Here is a 17,560-nt window from a genome sequence, read left to right as displayed (position 1 = left end):
CGGGTAAGTCCGCGCTCTCTTCTCGGAGGCTAGGTAGACCGCACTCAGCGCTCGAGCAGCCGGTTTCGCATCTTCTAGCATGCTACTCACCCGCTCCTATATGGCCACGTGGTCGATGCCAGTTTGATCTCTATCAAGAAGTGCCCATTGCTCACGGAGCGCGCAGACATAAACCAGACCACGCAACATTTTTGATCTGCATCAAGGTCTCTCAGTCTCGATCGTACATACGTAACCCGATTGCCAATTTCGGTGAGCTTCGCCCGGCTCACGTCTACACGTGCCCGACATTGATACTCAGGAAATGATCGCCGCCTTACGCGCCCCGATGCTCTTCCACTCATTCTGAAGGGACCAAACATTGACCACCTACGAACAGATCGAGCAAGACCCGAACTATCAGGAACTGGTTCGTCGACGTTCGTCGCTGGGCTGGATGCTGTCCGCGATCATGCTGATCGTATACTTCGGCTTTATCCTGCTCGTCGCCTACGCGCCGCACTTCCTTGGCACCCCTATGGGGACAGGCGTAACCACGATTGGCATTCCGATCGGACTGCTGGTTATTGTTTCGGCATTCCTGCTGACAGGCATCTACGTCAGCAAGGCAAATTCAAAATATGACCCTTTGATCCGCGAGATTGTTGGAGCGCGCCGCCAATGAAGAAGATGCCCCACCTACTGGTGACGCTGTTCGTTTGCCTTCCTTCCATCGCACTTGCAGCCGGGACGATCGATGGCGGCACCAAGCAAGCTGTCAATTGGGCAGCCATTGGCATGTTCATCGGGTTCGTATCCCTGACTCTTGCAATAACCTATTGGGCATCGAAACGGACGGTGTCGGCCGCAGACTTCTACTCGGCAGGCGGCGGCATCTCGGCCGGCCAGAATGGTCTTGCGATCGCCGGCGACTATATGTCGGCAGCATCGTTCCTGGGTATCTCCGGCCTTGTCTACACCTCAGGGTACGACGGCCTGATCTACTCGGTCGGCTGGCTTGTCGGCTGGCCCGTTGTCACATTCCTGATTGCCGAGCAACTCCGCAATCTCGGCAAGTTCACATTCGCCGACGTCGCATCATTCCGGCTCGGCCAGACGCGGATACGCATCCTGGCGGCGTGCGGTTCGCTGGTGACCGTTGCCTTCTATCTGATCGCGCAGATGGTCGGCGCCGGCAAGCTGATCCAGCTGCTTTTTGGCCTGGACTACTGGATCGCCGTCATCCTGGTCGGTGGCCTCATGATGATCTACGTGACCTTTGGCGGCATGAAAGCCACAACCTGGGTACAGATCATCAAGGCCGTGCTGTTGCTGTTCGGCGCGACCTTCATGGCCGGAGCCGTGCTGTACAAATTCGGATTCAGCCCGGAAGCACTGTTCGCCAAGGCAACCGAGGTCCATCCCAAGAAGCTTGCAATCATGGAGCCCGGAAGCCTGATCTCAAATCCGCTATCGGCCATTTCGCTCGGCCTGGCCCTTATGTTCGGCACCGCCGGCCTGCCACACATCCTGATGCGCTTCTTCACGGTGAAAGACGCTCAAGCTGCGCGCAAATCGGTGTTCTATGCGACTGGTTTCATCGGCTATTTCTATATCTTGACCTTCATCATCGGCTTCGGCGCCATCACGCTCGTCTCGACCGATCTGGCGTTCCTCGACGCCGGGATTCTCGAGAAAACCAAAAGCGGTATCGCCGCGATCAAGGGTGGGTCGAACATGGCCGCGATCCATCTGGCCGACGCGGTGGGCGGCAATCTGTTCCTCGGCTTCATTTCGGCCGTCGCCTTCGCCACGATCCTCGCGGTGGTCTCCGGCCTGGCGCTCGCAGGAGCTTCCTCCATCAGCCATGATATCTACGCCATGGTAATCAAGGGCGGACGTGCCAACGAACAGGACGAAGTTCGGGTCTCGAAGATAGCGACGCTGTTCCTGGGCGTCCTCGCAATCGTCCTTGGCATCATCTTCGAGAACCAAAACGTCGCCTTCATGGTTGGCCTTGCCTTTGCCATCGCAGCGTCCTGCAACTTCCCGGTGCTGGTGATGTCGATCTTCTGGAAGAACCTCACGACGAGGGGCGCCTTGATTGGAGGCCTGCTCGGCTTGATCAGCGCTGTCGTCGGCGTCATTCTGTCGCCGGCAGTGTGGGAGGTGACCCTCGGCTTTGCGAAGGGATCGGCCCCCATCAAGCTGGACAACCCGGCTCTGTTCTCGATGGCAATTGCCTTCGCTTCCATCTGGCTGATCTCGGTTCTGGACCGTAGCGCGCGTGCCGGCACCGACCGTGACGGATTCGACGCGCAGTTCGTCCGGAGCCAAACCGGCATCGGAGCCGCAAGCGCCACCAGTCATTGAACTTTCGCTATGTGGAAAATAGGCACAATTGCGAATGCCCAAGGCTTTTGATGCCGCAAATCCACCGTTTGATCGTCTGACGCCGCACGAAATGGAGACGCTGCGTGCGGCGTTGGACATCGTCTACTTTCGACCCGGTGAACCGGTCATCGATCAAGGCAGCCCCTCGCAGGCCCTCTTCGTCGTCATCAAAGGCACGATAGAGGAGAGCGATGGGGCCGGTCTGCTGGCCCTGCTCGGCCCGAAGGACAGCTTCGACAGCCGCGCCCTGGTGCACGGCAAGAGCGGACACGCCTTCCGCGCCCGCGATGAAACGCTATGCTACTCCGTTCCGCGATCTACGGTACTCGACCTGATCCAGAATAATCCGAGGTTTGCCTCGTTTTTCTACCACGATATCGCGCGCAAACTGGACGAGTTCGTCAGGGACCACGACGAACAGAGGCACGGATCGATGATGCGCGCTCGCATTTCCGAGCTCTTTCTGCACCCTGCCGCCTTCGTTGAAGCCGACGACTCCGTGGAAACGGCAGGCCGCAAGATGGAAGAGATCAACAGCAACGCATTATTTGTTCGCGACGGCCAACGGACCGGCATCATCACGGGCATGAACCTGTCGAAAGCCGTTGTGTTACGGCGCCAATCGATTCAAACATCTGTTCGCAATCTGGCCCACTTCGACCTGGTTACCCTGCGGCCCGACGATCTCGTCTCCTCAGCGCTCGTGCTTATGACCAAGCTCAACAAGCGTCGCGTCGTCATTCGCGACGACGAACGTTTCGTCGGCATCCTGGAGGACATCGATGTACTGGGCTACCTCGCCGGTAGCGCTCAGGTCATTGCGGGACGTATTGAGCGCGCGGCGAATCAAGATGACCTGGCGGCTGCCGCTCGCCAGACAGCGGCCCAGGTGCGAACCCTGAGGCGCCAAGGAATCGGCGTCGAGTTGATTGGCGAAATTGTTTCCGATTTGAACCAGCGTCTGTTTTCCAGATTGTTCGACCTTCTGGCGCCGGCCGACATTCGCGCGGATGGGTGCCTCATGGTCATGGGAAGCGAGGGCCGCGGCGAGCAGACCGCCCGCACGGATCAAGACAACGGGCTCATTCTGTCAAGGGCAATCGAACAGGCGGAGCTTGACAAGTTTCGCACTTCATTCTCTGGTGCGCTATTGGACTTTGGCTTTCCTCCCTGCCCCGGACACGTGATGGTGAACAATCCAGCATGGTCCAAACCACTTCCCGATTACATCGCCGACATTCGCAGGTGGCTTGCACTGCCCGACGATAGCGCGCACCTGAACGTCGCCATCCTCTTTGACGCGCGGTGCGTTGCCGGGGACGCGACGTTGCTAACTGAAGTGAAGACCAGGTTGATCGAGATGGTCGGAGGAGAGCAGGCCTTCCTGGCGCATTTCGCGCGAGCGATAGACCTCTTCGCAACGCCGATTGGCCTGTTCAAGAACTTGATCACATCTGCGGGTAACGGCGACGCGATCGACCTGAAGAAAGGCGGTCTATTTCCGATTGTGCATGGCGTTCGCAGCCTCGCTCTCGAGCATGGGTTGATTGAAACCGCAACGGACAAGCGCATCAATCGCCTCCGCGATATGGGCGTGTTGCACGCGGAGTTCGCCCGCGAGCTCCATCAAGCTTTCAACTTCATGCTGATGCTGCGTCTCGACGGGCAGCTGGCGGAGTCAGCCGGCGCCACAGGCACGCTGGTGCGACCATCATCCCTGTCGAGCATGGAGCGTGACCTTCTGCGTGACGCCTTCTATGTCGTCAAGAAATTCCGCGAGTTCATTCGCCATCACTTCAATCTCGGAGTCTTCTGACGTGATTCCGCGCGCGATCAAACGCCTGTTCCATCAAGCGTCGATCGGCGACCAGTCATATCGATTCATGTTCAGACGTGAACCCGCAGACGAAGTCGTCGCGATCGATTGCGAGACCACGGGACTAAACGTACGTACGGACGACATCATCAGCATTGGCGCCATCAAAATCAGAGGCAACCGCATTCTTACAAGTGAGCGGTTCGAGAGGATGGTACGTCCCGACGCAAGCATACCGGCGGATGCGATCAAGATACACCGCCTGCGCCAGGTCGACGTCGAGCATGAAGCCCCGATCCGGAAGTTGCTGCCCGACTTCCTGCATTTCGTCGGCGGGCGACCGCTGGTCGGGTACTACGTCGATTTCGACATCGCGATGCTGGACAAATATATTCTTCCGTTCATTGGAATCGAACTGCCGAATCCCCGCATCGAGATCTCCAGCCTCTACTATGATCGGAAGTACGGTGATGCGCCCCCTCACACCTCGATCGATCTTTCGTTCTCCGCAATTCTCGCGGACCTCGAAATCCCTTCGCTTCCTCAACATGACGCGTTCAATGACGCATTAATGACCGCGATGATGTACGTCGTGCTGCGTGACAAGAAGAAGAGAGGAATGCGAATCCCACGGTCGAACAGTCAGGCCGTCTCCGATCCATTCGGCGGTCAAGCGATCCTCGCATAGGTCTGTTGATGCCACGAAAACGACCGGTTGCTAGCCACGAAGCCGAGAAGAAAACCGGCGGCCTCGCTCGCTTAGCTATCGGCACAGATTGAGATTGCCTCCTTCTTTGGAAACGCCTCTCAACTTTCTCTCAATTGCAGCATGACGTGGCGCTGAGGGACGGCTCGAAGACTAGCGAAGCACCTTCGTAGGTTGAAGTGATGCCGCAGCGGAGGTCGAGCCTTTGACCCCCGTCACTGCGAATGGCTGCTCCTGGAGCCATCTCACGCTCCCCGTCGCCTATGGTATCTACTCGGTAGCTAACGGTTCGGCGAAATTTGAATAATACATTGATTTATATTTCTAATTCTGCCTGCTCCGGCGAATGACTTCCTGTCCAAAAGACAGCGAGACAATTCCGACCGTGCGACGCCTTTTCGCTTTCTGCGCAAAAGTGGCAATATTATCAATGCTTCGTTCCGCCACACATCGCGTCGACCGCACTGGATTGAGCGCTGTGGTGGTAGCTAGCTGGTGGCTCAAGCCGCTGTTAGAATAAGGCGCTGATTTGTTTGGTACAGTTGGGTGGGCTCGAACCACCGACCTCCTGTTCCACAGACAGGCGCTCTAACCAACTGAGCTACAACTGCATCCTGACGCGCGGCCCGCTCAAGCGGGGCGGCGATTTCGGGCGGAAACTAGGTGCAACGCCGCGCTTTGGCAAGGCCGTAACGCGCCGATTTCCGCTGTTATGTCGGGCCGCTTGACGGGCCCTTGGTCAGCAAAAAGGCCCGGACCGCTACGGCCCCGGGCCTTTCGCTGGTCTCAAAACGGCAGCGATCAGGCGGCCGGCTTGTAGAACTTCGAGGCGCTGGCCTTGATCGGCTCGGCGGTCTCGCTGGCGACCTTCTGGCCGAGCTCGGCCAGTTCCTTGGCCTGCGCGGTGTAGGTCTCGAACTGCTTGCGGGCGTGCGACGTCCACAGTTCGACCGCTTCGGTCGGCGACTTCACGCTGAACAGCTCCTGGGCGAAGTCGAGCGAGGAGGTGGTGTTGGCCTTGAAGAACTCGACCAGCTTGGCCGAATACGCGCTGGCGCCCTTGCTCACCGAGGTGAACACGGCCTCGACCGTCGAGTTGTGGGTCTCGGCAGCGTCCTTGAACTTGGCGTAGCTGTCGCGGGCCTGCAGAACGCCCTTCTCGGCGAACGCACGCATCTGCTCGGGAACTTCAAACGGAATGATCGAGGCGGAGAACGGATCGGACGGGTTGGTCATACGTGTAATCCTTCGCAACGGGTGAGTAGATGTGACCATTGCGGACGTCCCGGAGTCCATCAGGCCGGGAGCGCTGAAATGGATCACGCTGCCTTGATTCACGGGAGTGCCCTTCGTCGGGCGCGCCTAATAAACACCCATATCATGTCAATTTTGTGCAACGCAATGTAAGATCGCGTGCAACGCCATATTTTTTGTATGGCGGAATATAAGGTTACCGCGGCCGGCCGAGGCTGAACGCGCCGGGGGCGACCGCGGTCAAAGCGCCTCGATCAGTTCTTCGGCTTGACCGCGTCCATCGCGGCGCGGCTGACGGCCTGGCCCATTTCGCTGGCCTGCTCGGCGAGCGAGCGCATCTGGCCCTGCACATATTCGCTGTGCAGCCGCATGACGTCGCTGAGGTCCTTGGCCTTGAGCAGCGCCTCGGCGTAGTCCAGCGACGACTGCACATTCTTTTCGGCATAGGACAGCGCCTTGGCCGAAAGATCCTTGGCGCCGGCGCGCATCGTGGCGTTGCGCTCCTCGATCTTGCCGGCGGTGTCCTTGGCGTTGGTCACGAATTGCTCGAACGCCTTGCGCGCCTGATCGAAGCTCGCCTCCGCCATCGACCGCATATCCTTGGGAATCTCGAACTTGGGGATCTCGAAATGGTCACGCCCGTTATCGCTCATGGTCGCTCTCCCTCGCTTACTGATCGGCCCGCCGCTTGGCCCTGCGGGCCCAGGGCAAGATAGACGGCAGAATATAGCGTGGCACTGCAATCGCAGGTGTGACGCGGCGCCGCCTGGTTCCGCATCTCGCGGTTCGCAGCAACCTCTCTCTGCCCGACAACGCCGAACGGCTGTGGATCGTTCAGCGAAGTTAACGTTATCCCGGCTTTGGCGGGGGCAGTTTCGCTGCGGACATGGACCTGCCGCCCCCCAGTTGCGATACTAACCTTCTGTTAAGGCTGTCGTCCTGCGGCTGCCGGGCCTTCGGCTGAGCTTAAGGAAGAAAGCCAAACCCATGCGGTCAAATCTTGCGTGATGAGTGACGCGGAATTCCAGATCCAGGCGCTGGGCGATGTCAGGCTGGCGGATCATGCGACGGGCGCCCTGCCGGCATGGCTGTGGGCGGCCGACGGCGCGCGGATTCTCTGGGCCAATCCGGTCGGCGCGCAGGTATTCGGTGCCGCCAACGGCGCCGAACTGGCAAAGCGCAGCTTCGGCCCGGCCGATCCGCATCGTCGTCAGGTCGCGCGGCTCGGCCACAGCCTGAACGCCAATGGCGCGGTCCGGCTGGAGCGGCTGCGCGGCTTCGGCGCGGCGCCGGGCATGCTCGCGACCTGCGGCTGCGCCAGGATCGACCTGCCGGACGGCAGCCACGGCATCCTGATGACAACGCTCAACGCGACCGGCCGCGGCATGCCGCTCGCGGAACGCCTGCTGCGGCTGCTGCAGGGCTTGCCGCGTCCAGCCGCCGCCTTCACCAGCGACGGACTTCTGGTCGCAACCAACGAGGCGGCGCGTGCGCTGCCCGGCCTGCACGATCTCACGGAAGCCGGTCTCGAGGCCGCGCGCGGCGAGGCGCTGGCGCAGGGCCGCGCGGCGGCGAGCGTTGCGATCGGCCGCGTCGTGCTGCAACGGATCGGCCGCGGCGCCGATCGCGCGCTGGTCGCGCTGATCAAGCCGGCGCCGCATCTCGCCGCAAGGCCGGCGGCGCCGATCGCGCCTGAGCCGGTCGTGCCTGAGCCGGTCGCGCCGGCAGCGTCCGAAGCCTCCGTATCCCCAGCAGTGACGCCGCCAGAGCTCGCCACAACCGAGCCGCCGCCAGCACCGATCGCCGTCGACCAACAAGCCGCGCATCACGAAGCCCCTGCGTCGGCAAGCGAAGCGCCGGCCACCTTCACGCTGTTCGATGCGCTCGATCCGACGCCGGAAGAAGCGGCCGCGCCGATCATCAGCGCGACGGAACCGGACTCTGCGGATGCAGCTTCATCTCCCGCGCCAGTCGAAGCGGCGCCCGTCGAGACCGCGGCATTCGATACCACTCCCGACGCAACTGCCGCGGTCGAGGAGCCGCTGTCGGAAGCGCTGATCGAGGCGCCTATCGAAGCGCGGGTCGAAGTGCCTGCAGACCTTGCTCCATCTCTCGCGTCAGCAGAACAGGCGCACGCAGAGACAGCGCCTCTCGACACCACGCCCGACGAAACTCCCGCCGTCGAGGAGCCGCTGTCGGAAGCGCTGATCGACGTGCCCGCCGAGGCGCGGGTCGAACAACCTGAGCCGGAGCCCGCGCCTGATCTAGAAGCGACGGCAAACGCGCCGGAAGCATCAGCGCCGCCGGCCGATCCCGCCCCCTCGCCTTATGCGGTCGCTGAGACGCCTGCGTCTGCCGCCGAACCGGAGCCCGCGACATTGGCGCCGGTGCCACCGCCATCCTGGCTCGACGAGCCGGTGCCGGTGCGGCGGCATCCGCTGCGTTTCATGTGGCAGATGGACCACGAGGCGCGCTTCTCGCTCGGCTCCGATGAATTCATCCGCCTGATCGGCCTGCACACCGCGGCCGGCTTCGGCCGGCTCTGGAGCGATATCGCCGAGAGTTTTGGCCTCGATCCCGAAGGCCGCGTGATGCAGGCGTTCGCCAGCCACGACACCTGGAGCGGCATCACGCTGTACTGGCCGGTCGACGGCGGCGGCCGGCTGCCGGTCGAACTGTCCGGGCTGCCGGTGTTCGATCGTGCCCGGAATTTCGCCGGCTATCGCGGCTTTGGTGTGTGTCGCGACCTCGACGGGCTTGCGCGACTCGCCGCATTGCGCCGCTATGAGTTCTTCAGCGGCACGGTCGCGCCGAAATCGCTGTCGGCCGATGTCGCGCCGGCGCCGCGCAGCGATGCGCCGCCCGGGCCCGCCGCGCCGCCGGACAATCCTCCGCCGCACGCCGAGCCGCCGCCCGACACGACCGCGATAGCACCACCCGAGGAATTGACCGAGCCGACAACAGCAGAGACTTCACACCGAGCCGATCCGGATCACGCCGTGGAAACGCACGAGGAAACGCACGAAGTGCGTCACGACCCGCCACCGAATGTGGTGCCGTTCCGTCCCGCCGGCGACACCCGGCCGCCGTCGCTGACGCCGGTCGAGAACAACGCCTTCAACGAGCTCGCCCGCCAATTGTCGGCGCGGCTCGAGAACGAGGCCGGCCTCGCCGCGACCACGAACGACAGCGTGCCGGCCGAGCCGCTCGCCGAAGCGCCGCCCGCCAGCGAACCGCCGCAGGAAGCAGCGGCGGCATCGCAGCAGACGGTCGCGCAGCTGGAGCCGCCGGCGGAAACACCAAAGGCCAGCTGGCTGGCTGCGGCGGAGCCGGCGCCGCGCGCAGATTCCCGCCGCGACCGCGCGCTGCTCGATCTGTTGCCGGTCGGCGTCCTGATCTACCGCCTCGACCGCCTGCTCTATGCCAACCACGCCTTCCTCGCACGCATGGGCCATGACAGCCTGCACGCGCTGGAGGCCGCCGGCGGCCTCGACGCGCTCTATGTCGAGCCCGGCGTCTCGCAGGCGAGCAGCACGTCGGGCACCGGCACGCCGGTGACGATCTCGGCGAACCAGAGCACCGAGCACGGCGCGCAGTCGGTGTCCGCGGAGGCGCGGCTGCACACCATCACCTGGGACGACGATTCCGCGCTGGCGCTGATCTTCTCGCGCACGCTGGACGAGGATGCCGCGATCGCCGCCGCACTGTCCGAGCCGGAGCCTGCGGCCGAGCCGCTGCTTGCGCCGGCCGAGCCGCAGGCCGGCCAGGCCGACGCCGAGGAGCTCGGCGCGATCCTCGACACCGCGGCCGAAGGCATCATCATGTTCGATGCCGAGGGCAACATCCATTCCTGCAACCGCAGCGCCGAGGCGCTGTTCGGCTATGACGGCGACGAGTTCGTCACCCGCAAGCTCGCCGACCTGTTCGCGCCGGAAAGCCAGCACGGCATCTTCGACTATCTCTCGAGCCTGAAATCGGCCGGCGTCGCCAGCCTGCTCGACCATGGCCGCGAGACGCTCGGCCGCGTCCGCCAGGGCGGCATCATCCCGCTGTCGGTGACGATGGGCCGCACCCGCGCCGACGGGCCGAACTTCTTCGCGGTGTTCCGCGATCTGTCGCAGACCAGGAAGAGCGAGGGCGAATTGCGCGAGGCGCGGCGGCTCGCCGAACGCGCCGCCAACGCCAAGTCCGACATGCTGGCGCGGATCAGTCACGAGCTGCGCACGCCGCTCAACGCCATCATCGGCTTCGCCGAGGTGATGATCGGCGAGCGCTTCGGTGCGCTCGGCAACGAGCGCTATGTCGAATACATGAAGGACATCCGCGCCTCCGGCGAGCGGGTGATCGCGATCGTCAACGATTTGCTCGACCTCTCGCGGATCGAGACCGGCAAGCTCGACCTCGCCTTCGCCAGCCAGAACCTCAACGAGATGGTGGAGAGCTGCGTCGCGGTGATGCAGCCGCAGGCCAACCGCGAACGCATCATCATCCGCACCTCGCTCGCGCACACGCTGCCGCCTGTCGTCGCCGACGCCCGCGCGCTGCGCCAGATCACGCTGAACCTGATCGGCAACTCGATCCATCTCGCCAATGCCGGCGGCCAGGTGATCGTCTCGACCGCGCTGTCGGATTTCGGCGAGGTGATGCTGCGCGTGCGCGACACCGGGCAGAGCCTCAACGACAACGAGGTCGCCGCGGCGCTCGAGCCGTTCCGCGCGCCGACGCCATCAGATCAGGCCGGCTCCGGCGGCGTCAGCCTGTCGCTGACCAAGGCGCTGGTCGAAGCCAATCGCGCCAAATTCCAGATCAGGACCGGCGGCCGCACCGGCACGCTGATCGAGGTGACTTTCGTCCACGCCGCGGCAAGGGCGTGAGCAGCGGCGCGAGATGCAGCGCGTGTGCTGTCTCGCGCTCCCGTAAGGGACGCACCGGCGGAAGGGCTCCCTCTCCCCTTGCGGGGGAGGGTTGGGGAGAGGGGTGCCACACGACGTGCTCTCTCCATTTGCAGAACGGCGCGGCCGAGACTGTGAGACCGACACTCATCGCAAGAATCTCGCCCGGGGCCCCCCTCTCCCCACCCTCTCCCGCAGGGGGAGAGGGAGCCTGACAGGCGCGCTCACCTCACTTGCCTGAGCGGCGCACAACCGCGCAATATTCAAGTCGCTTCGAAATTCGCGCTCCACCGCCGCGCCAGCAGGACCAACGACTCGCCGGACACTGCGAACATCTGTCGCGTCGGATCCGCGCGGCGCGGCATAGATCTTGCTGCGATTCGGCTTGTTTGAATTCATTGCCGTGCGGCCCCGCCCGTTTTCCGGGCATTCGGATTTCACCGATGCGCTGTCTTGTCGTCGCCGACCTGCATTACTCGTTGCCGCAGTTCGACTGGCTGCTGGCGGCGGCACCGCAATTCGATCTCGTGATCTTCGCCGGCGATGCGCTCAATCTCGGCTCGGCGGTCGATTTCCGCGCCCAGATCGTCGTCGTCACGAAATACCTGTCGCGGCTCGCCGATCTCACGCGGGTGATCTTCTGCTCGGGCAATCACGACCTCGACGAGCGCAACCCGGAGGGCGAGAAGATCGCGCGCTGGGTCGCGGGCATCAGGGAGTTCGGCGTCGCCTGCGACGGCGACAATCTGACCATCGGCGACACGCTGTTCACGGTGTGCCCGTGGTGGGACGGCCCGCTGGTCAAGGCGCGGATCGACGCGCAGCTTCGCGCCGCAGCCGCGATGCCGCACAAGCGCTGGGTCTGGGTCCATCACGCCCCGCCGGCGGATTCGCCGACCAGCTGGGGCGGCAAGCGCTTCTTCGGCGACGCCGAGCTGCTCGGCTGGATCGGGCGCCACCATCCGGCGATGGTGATCTCGGGCCATGTGCATCAATCGCCGTTCATCCAGAGCGGCTCGTGGTTCGACCGGATCGGAGCGACCTGGGTGTTCAACACCGGCCTGCAGCCCGGCCGGCCCCCGGTCTACATCGTGCTCGATCTCGCGCAGGACAAGGCGTTCTGGCTCGCCGCCGGCGATGCGCAGATGATCGATCTCAAGGCGCCGCTGTCGCGGCCGGCGGCGCCGCTGCGCGATGCGCCGGACTGGCTCATATCCTTGGATCGGATTGCCGATCCGAGCCTGGCGCGACCTGCATCGGTGGCAGGTTGATCATGCTCTGCAGCACCTCGCCGACCATCGCCAGATGGGTGCCGTGATCGGCATATTGGTGCATCAGGTCGGCGAGATAGGTCGTGGCGACATGAAGCCGTTGTGCCAGCAGCTGCGCGATCAGCAGCGCCACCGCCGGCTGCTGGCGCAGGAACGAGGCCGCATCGTCGAACTCGTACAGGACGCAATCGGAGGCCGTGCGCACCTTGGCGCTGTGCGCCCGGTCGAGCAGCACACTCATCTCGCCGAACACCGCGCCGGGCTCGTCGATGACCGCCACCAGGCTGTCGCCCTTGACGACTTCCACCTTGCCCTCGAGCAGCACGAACAGGTGCCCGGTCTTGCCGCCCTCCTCGATGAAATCCGTGCCGGCCGGCAAGCTGCGCCTGCGACCGCCGGTGCAGTGATCAAGGATCGCTCGCATGTTTCATCTCCGTCTCCGGTCAGACTAGGCAGAGATGCTGTCGCGTCAAACGGCATTAGCTGGGCGTTCTGCCCAAATTGTCGGCACGCCACCGCGTGGCCCGCGGCGCGATCCAGCCCAGTGCTCGTGCCTCAGGCGGGGGCGTTATGCTTGACCGCCAGGAAATCGCCGATCGTATCGAGGAACAGTTTTGGCGCTTGCAGTTGCGGGACATGCGCACACCCCGGAATGACCCTGAGCCTGGCTCTCGGCAGGCCGCCTGCCAATTCGTATGACATCGGCGGCGGCGTTGCCTCGTCATATTCGCCGACCACGACGAGCGTCGGTATAGTCACGCTGCGCAATTCGGCACGAAGATCGAGGCTCGCCAGCGCATCGCAGGCCGCGCAGAACACGTTGAGATCGGTGCGCAGGAATGCGTCGCGGCGATCCTGCATCAGCGCGGGATGCTGTGCCTGGAAATCCGGTGCGAACAGCCGGCGCATTGCAATGTCGGTGATCGCGGCGAGCCCCTTCTCGCGTGAAACCCTGGCCATGTTGCGAAACGCCTCGCGGCCCGGCTCGGAGAATGCCGCACCGCTGTCGGCGAGGATCAGCCGGCTCGCGATCGCCGGGTGGCGGATCGCCATCTGCAGCGCGACGAACCCGCCATACCCATTGCCGAGCACGATGGCCGGCGCGCCATCAGCCGCATCATGCACCGCGTCCGCCATCCGGTCGGCAATTGCGGCAAGGCCCCCCTCGGCCGCGCTCGACCGGCCGAATCCCGGTAGTTCCGGCACAATGGTCCGAAACGACCGGGCAAGCTCCGGCACGATTGCATCGAAGCTCGCGCGATCCGACAGCAGCGAGTGAAACAGCACCAGCGGCGGCCCCTCGCCCGACTGGGCTGCGTTGACTGTGCGGTTGGCCAAAAGCCTGTCCATCGTCGCTCTCTTTCAAATCGCGTCCGAAATTCTCGCATCGGGGCTCCGAAGCGCCCCTGCGGACGATTGATAAATCAAATCACCCGGATTTCAAGGATTTCAGCTTGACGTGATATTTCACAAACTGCATTTTATTGGGCAGGAGACCCAATGAAATGATACTTCTCCGCGAGAATATCTACGAAAACCTGCGATCTGATATTTTATCATGTCAGCTTGCTCCCGGTGATGAAATACGAGAGCAGGATCTGGCGGAGCGTTACGCCGTCAGCCGGCAGCCGGTCCGGGACGCCCTGCTGCGGCTCGAGCGCGAGCACCTCGTGACGGTGCAGCCCCGCCAGGGCTACCGGGTCAATCCGATCTCGCTGTCCGACGCCCGCGATCTGCTGCGCTTCCGCCTTGCGCTCGAACCGGCCTGCGTCGCCGAAGCAATCGAGAGCGCGCCCGACAGCATCCTGAAATCACTCGATGAATTCCGCCGCTTCTCCGGCAGCCATGAGGACTTCATCACCTACAATCGCGGCTTCCACTCGGCGCTGGCGCACGCGTCGGGCAACCGCCGCATGGCGACCACGCTCTGCGACCTGATCGGCCAGGCCGATCGGCTGGTGCGCGTCAGCGTCTCCAATCTCAAGGGCCACGACCCGGCGAAGCTCGTGGCCGAGCATGTCGCATTGATCGACGCCATGCAGCAGCGCGAGGCACGCACCGCGGCCCGCATCATCAAGGCTCACATCGCGGCGACCGAGAAGCGCGTGCTGCCGGCACTCAAGCGCAACGCCGTCATCGTCGAAGAGAGGTCATCATGAACATTCCGTCGAAGCCCGCGACGATCGACGTCGAGATCCACGGCAACTTCATCGACGGACGCGAGGTCGAGGCCGGAGACGGCGAGATGCTCGACGTCCGCAATCCCGCGACCGGCGACGTCATCGCCCGCATTCCGAATTCGACCGCCGCGGATATCGACCGTGCGATGAAGAGCGCTCGCGCTGCATTCGAAGGCAAGGCGTGGGGCGGGATGGACACGAGGGCGCGCGCCCGGCTCGTCAACAGGCTCGCCGACGCGTTCGAGGCCAATCTCGACACGCTGTACCGGCTGGAGACGTTGAACAACGGCCGTCCGGTCAACGAAACCCGCGCGCAGCTGTCGCGCCTGCCGGATTTCTTCCGCTACTTCGCCGGACTGGCGCTGTCGCGCCGCGATTCCGTCATCCCGGTCGAAGGCGCGTATCTGAACTACACCCTGCGCACGCCGATCGGAATCGTCGCGAACTGCACGCCCTTCAATCACCCGCTCATGATCCTGTGCAAGTCGCTTGCCGTCGTGCTGGCGACCGGATGCGTCACCGTGGTCAAGCCGTCGGAATATACGCCGCTGACGACACTGAAGCTCGCCCAGATCTTCAGCGAGGCCGGACTGCCTCCCGGCGTCTTCAACATCGTGCTTGGCCTCGGCCAGAGCGCCGGCAAGATGCTCGCCGAGCATGGCGACATCAACAAGCTTGTGCTGACCGGCGGGACCGAAGCAGGCCGCATCGCGGGCAGCGCCGCGGCGAAGGTGTTCGCGCACCAGACCATGGAGCTCGGCGGCAAGACGCCGGTGATGATATTCGACGATTTCGACGTCGACCGCGCCGTCAACTATGCCGCGTTCGGCGCCTTCATCGGCGCCGGCCAAACCTGCGTTTGCGCGTCGCGCCATATCGTGCAGGCCTCGATCTACGACGAGTTCGTCGAAAAGCTGCAGGCCAAGACCCGCACCATCCGCATTGGCGATCCGTTCGATCCGAACACGCAGCTTGGGCCGGTGATCTCGGCACGCCAGCGCGACCGCGTTCTCAGCTATGCGCGCTACGGTCATGAAGACGGCGCGCGGCTGCTCACCGGCGGCGTGGCCGCAAAGGTCGCGGGCCACGACAACGGCTATTTCGTCGAACCGACCGTGTTTGCCGACGTCAAATCCGACATGCGGATCTTCCAGGAGGAGGTGTTCGGCCCCTTCACCTCGGTGACGCCCTTCAAGGACGAGGCCGACGCGCTCCGGCTCGCCAACGATTCGCCCTTTGGCCTCGCCGCCGCCATTCGCACCCGCGACGTCGCGCGCGCGCATCGCGTGGCCGCCGCGGTCAAGGCCGGGATCGTCTGGATCAACGATCACCACCGGCTCGATCCGGCCTCGCCCTGGGGCGGCGTCGACGATTCCGGCATCGGCCGGGAATGCGGCACCGAGAGCTTCGACGACCATTTCAACACCAAGAGCGTGATGGTCGCGACCCACGAACAGCCGTTCGATTGGTACCGCGACACGGCCAGCCAGCGCCGGTTGAACTAGAGCTTTTCCCGTTCCGATGGAATCGGAACGGGGCTCTAGATTCTTGTTTTGACGCGTTTTCTTCACGCGAACCGGTATCCACTTCGCTCGAAAACGCTCTAGCCGCAGTCGAGCAAAGCGGCAAACCGCCCACAGATGGCGGGCCGCATCACCGAGGAAACAGTCAAGGGGAGAGCGCATATGTCGACATCGGTCAATGCCGGGAGCCGCCTCGATCGGCTACCGATCGGACCATTCCATCGCCGGATCATGATCCTGATCGGGATCGGAATGTTCTTCGACGGTTTCGACATCTATATCGCCGGCACCGTGCTCGGCGTGACGCTGAAAACCGGGTTCTCGACGCTCGCCCAAAACGCCGCGTTCATCTCCGCAACCTTCGTCGGCATGATGCTCGGATCTTTCGGCACCGGCTTCCTCGGCGACCGTTACGGACGGCGTTTCACTTACCAATTCAATCTGCTGCTGTTCGGCATCGCGTCCCTGGCGGCGGCGTTTGCGCCAAACATGGCCTTTCTGATTGCCTGCCGTTTCGTGATGGGCGTCGGTCTCGGCGCCGAAAATGTTGTCGGCTACTCCACGATGACCGAGTTCGTGCCGGCCCGGAGCCGCGGCAAGTGGCTCGGCTTCACCGCCGTCTGCGTCGTGACCGGCCTGCCCATCGCACTGCTGGTCGCATCGGTCGTCGTCCCGCAATTCGGCTGGCGCGCGATGTTCGTGCTGGGCGGCGTCGGCGCCTTGATCGTCTGGTACCTGCGCAAGTCGCTGCCGGAGTCGCCGCGCTGGCTGGAGGCGGTGGGACGCACCGCCGAGGCCGAGGCGCTGATGCAGGCGATCGAGAAGGAAGCTTCCCAGGGTCAGCCCTTGCCGGCGCCCGCGGCTGCAACGCCGGCACCGGTGTCGCCCGATCTCGCCACGCTGTTCGCTGCGCCGCTGCTGTCCCGCATGATCGTCGGCGCGGTATGCCTGATTACCATCAATACGCTGCTCTACGGTTTCGTGACCTGGCTGCCGGTGTTCTTCATCAAGCAGGGCCTGTCCGTCGCGACCTCGTTCGGCTACTCGCTGCTGATGGCGCTTGGCGCACCGATCGGCTCTGCGATCGGCGCCCTGACCGCCGACCGCTGGGGCCGCAAGCCCACGATCATCGGCGCATCGCTGATCTCGATCATCCTCGGCGTCATCTATCCGATGATCTCGGATCCGTTCCTGCTGCCGGCCGTCGGCTTCGCGCTGACCGTGCCGATCTACGTCTTGGTCGCGCTGTTGTTCGGCATCTATATTCCCGAACTGTTCCCGACCGAAGTGCGGCTGCGGGCATCCGGCATAGTCAACACACTCGGTCGAGGTGCCACCATCGTGACACCATTCCTGGTCGTGATGCTGTTCGAAGCGCGCGGCGTCGCCGGCGTGATGGCCCTGATGATCGGACTGCTCGTCGTGCAGATCATCACCGTATGGGCGCTCGGCATCGAGCCGCGGCATCGCAGCCTCGAGGAGCTCAAGGGCGAGGAATCACCATCCGCAATTCCGCAGGAAGCTTCGTGACACGGAGCGACCTTT

General features: G+C 63.6%; 13 protein-coding genes and 1 tRNA gene. 9 read left to right on the top strand and 5 right to left on the bottom strand.

The features are described from left to right. The first annotated feature begins 361 nt into the window (after window positions 1-361). Genes JEY66_RS07300 through JEY66_RS07285 form a run of 4 tightly spaced genes read left to right on the top strand, consistent with a single transcriptional unit; the run spans window position 362 to window position 4,877 of the window. Window positions 362-664: a DUF485 domain-containing protein gene (locus JEY66_RS07300; RefSeq protein ID WP_016846994.1), complete on the top strand. Its 303-nt coding sequence runs from the start codon at window positions 362-364 to the stop codon at window positions 662-664. 5 nt (window positions 665-669) lie between these two features. After that, on the top strand, window positions 670-2,352 hold the full coding sequence (locus JEY66_RS07295; protein ID WP_370146005.1) for a cation acetate symporter: 1,683 nt from the start codon (window positions 670-672) through the stop codon (window positions 2,350-2,352). Between the two features lie 34 nt (window positions 2,353-2,386). Continuing rightward, window positions 2,387-4,189, top strand: coding sequence for a putative nucleotidyltransferase substrate binding domain-containing protein (locus JEY66_RS07290; RefSeq protein WP_026191793.1), 1,803 nt, complete (start codon window positions 2,387-2,389; stop codon window positions 4,187-4,189). A gap of 1 nt (window position 4,190) precedes the next feature. Then, window positions 4,191-4,877, top strand: a complete 687-nt coding sequence (locus JEY66_RS07285; protein ID WP_016846991.1) for a 3'-5' exonuclease — start codon at window positions 4,191-4,193, stop codon at window positions 4,875-4,877. 552 nt (window positions 4,878-5,429) lie between these two features. Here JEY66_RS07285 and JEY66_RS07280 read toward each other — a convergent pair. The 3 genes from JEY66_RS07280 to JEY66_RS07270 form a co-directional block, all read right to left on the bottom strand. Then, a tRNA-His gene (locus JEY66_RS07280) sits at window positions 5,430-5,506 on the bottom strand. Between the two features lie 190 nt (window positions 5,507-5,696). Continuing rightward, window positions 5,697-6,131, bottom strand: a complete 435-nt coding sequence (locus JEY66_RS07275) for a phasin (RefSeq protein WP_016846990.1) — start codon at window positions 6,129-6,131, stop codon at window positions 5,697-5,699. Between the two features lie 272 nt (window positions 6,132-6,403). Beyond that, window positions 6,404-6,802 carry a phasin family protein gene (locus tag JEY66_RS07270; RefSeq protein ID WP_016846989.1) on the bottom strand — a complete coding sequence of 133 codons (399 nt, stop codon included), beginning with the start codon at window positions 6,800-6,802 and terminating at the stop codon, window positions 6,404-6,406. Between the two features lie 354 nt (window positions 6,803-7,156). Here JEY66_RS07270 and JEY66_RS07265 point away from each other — a divergent pair, with 354 nt between their 5' ends. Both JEY66_RS07265 and JEY66_RS07260 read left to right on the top strand, forming a co-directional pair. Further along, complete coding sequence (locus tag JEY66_RS07265) at window positions 7,157-11,023, top strand: PAS domain-containing protein (RefSeq protein WP_018268722.1); 3,867 nt, start codon at window positions 7,157-7,159, stop codon at window positions 11,021-11,023. Between the two features lie 461 nt (window positions 11,024-11,484). After that, window positions 11,485-12,312 carry a metallophosphoesterase family protein gene (locus tag JEY66_RS07260; protein WP_016842322.1) on the top strand — a complete coding sequence of 276 codons (828 nt, stop codon included), beginning with the start codon at window positions 11,485-11,487 and terminating at the stop codon, window positions 12,310-12,312. Here the strand turns inward: JEY66_RS07260 and JEY66_RS07255 are convergent. Both JEY66_RS07255 and JEY66_RS07250 read right to left on the bottom strand, forming a co-directional pair. Next, window positions 12,251-12,736, bottom strand: a complete 486-nt coding sequence (locus JEY66_RS07255; protein WP_016842321.1) for a Crp/Fnr family transcriptional regulator — start codon at window positions 12,734-12,736, stop codon at window positions 12,251-12,253. The two genes, JEY66_RS07260 and JEY66_RS07255, sit on opposite strands and share 62 nt — an antisense overlap. A gap of 131 nt (window positions 12,737-12,867) precedes the next feature. Then, window positions 12,868-13,662, bottom strand: a complete 795-nt coding sequence (locus tag JEY66_RS07250; protein ID WP_016842320.1) for an alpha/beta fold hydrolase — start codon at window positions 13,660-13,662, stop codon at window positions 12,868-12,870. Window positions 13,663-13,817: 155 nt separating this feature from the next. Between JEY66_RS07250 and JEY66_RS07245 the strand changes: the two genes are divergently transcribed. The 3 genes from JEY66_RS07245 (at window position 13,818) to JEY66_RS07235 (ending at window position 17,545) form a co-directional block, all read left to right on the top strand. Then, window positions 13,818-14,471 carry a GntR family transcriptional regulator gene (locus tag JEY66_RS07245; protein ID WP_075969134.1) on the top strand — a complete coding sequence of 218 codons (654 nt, stop codon included), beginning with the start codon at window positions 13,818-13,820 and terminating at the stop codon, window positions 14,469-14,471. Then, a complete protein-coding gene (locus JEY66_RS07240; RefSeq protein ID WP_016842317.1) occupies window positions 14,468-15,997 on the top strand; it encodes an aldehyde dehydrogenase in 1,530 nt (509 codons plus the stop codon). The genes JEY66_RS07245 and JEY66_RS07240 overlap by 4 nt, the downstream gene beginning before the upstream one ends. Before the next feature lie 180 nt (window positions 15,998-16,177). Beyond that, window positions 16,178-17,545: an MFS transporter gene (locus JEY66_RS07235; protein ID WP_018268723.1), complete on the top strand. Its 1,368-nt coding sequence runs from the start codon at window positions 16,178-16,180 to the stop codon at window positions 17,543-17,545. Window positions 17,546-17,560: the final 15 nt, after the last annotated feature.

Source organism: Bradyrhizobium elkanii USDA 76, from assembly GCF_023278185.1.
Classification (GTDB): domain Bacteria; phylum Pseudomonadota; class Alphaproteobacteria; order Rhizobiales; family Xanthobacteraceae; genus Bradyrhizobium; species Bradyrhizobium elkanii.
Note: the sequence above shows the minus strand (reverse complement) of the source record. Positions and strands in the feature narration are given on the sequence as shown.

Excerpts from the sequence above, each read along its gene's own strand:
- JEY66_RS07295 (WP_370146005.1), top strand. The coding sequence starts at position 670 with ATGCCCCACCTACTGGTGACGCTGTTCGTTTGCCTTCCTTCCATCGCA.
- JEY66_RS07290 (WP_026191793.1), top strand. The coding sequence starts at position 2,387 with ATGCCCAAGGCTTTTGATGCCGCAAATCCACCGTTTGATCGTCTGACG.
- JEY66_RS07275 (WP_016846990.1), bottom strand. The coding sequence starts at position 6,131 with ATGACCAACCCGTCCGATCCGTTCTCCGCCTCGATCATTCCGTTTGAA.
- JEY66_RS07270 (WP_016846989.1), bottom strand. The coding sequence starts at position 6,802 with ATGAGCGATAACGGGCGTGACCATTTCGAGATCCCCAAGTTCGAGATT.
- JEY66_RS07265 (WP_018268722.1), top strand. The coding sequence starts at position 7,157 with ATGAGTGACGCGGAATTCCAGATCCAGGCGCTGGGCGATGTCAGGCTG.
- JEY66_RS07260 (WP_016842322.1), top strand. The coding sequence starts at position 11,485 with ATGCGCTGTCTTGTCGTCGCCGACCTGCATTACTCGTTGCCGCAGTTC.
- JEY66_RS07255 (WP_016842321.1), bottom strand. The coding sequence starts at position 12,736 with ATGCGAGCGATCCTTGATCACTGCACCGGCGGTCGCAGGCGCAGCTTG.
- JEY66_RS07250 (WP_016842320.1), bottom strand. The coding sequence starts at position 13,662 with ATGGACAGGCTTTTGGCCAACCGCACAGTCAACGCAGCCCAGTCGGGC.
- JEY66_RS07245 (WP_075969134.1), top strand. The coding sequence starts at position 13,818 with ATGATACTTCTCCGCGAGAATATCTACGAAAACCTGCGATCTGATATT.
- JEY66_RS07240 (WP_016842317.1), top strand. The coding sequence starts at position 14,468 with ATGAACATTCCGTCGAAGCCCGCGACGATCGACGTCGAGATCCACGGC.
- JEY66_RS07235 (WP_018268723.1), top strand. The coding sequence starts at position 16,178 with ATGTCGACATCGGTCAATGCCGGGAGCCGCCTCGATCGGCTACCGATC.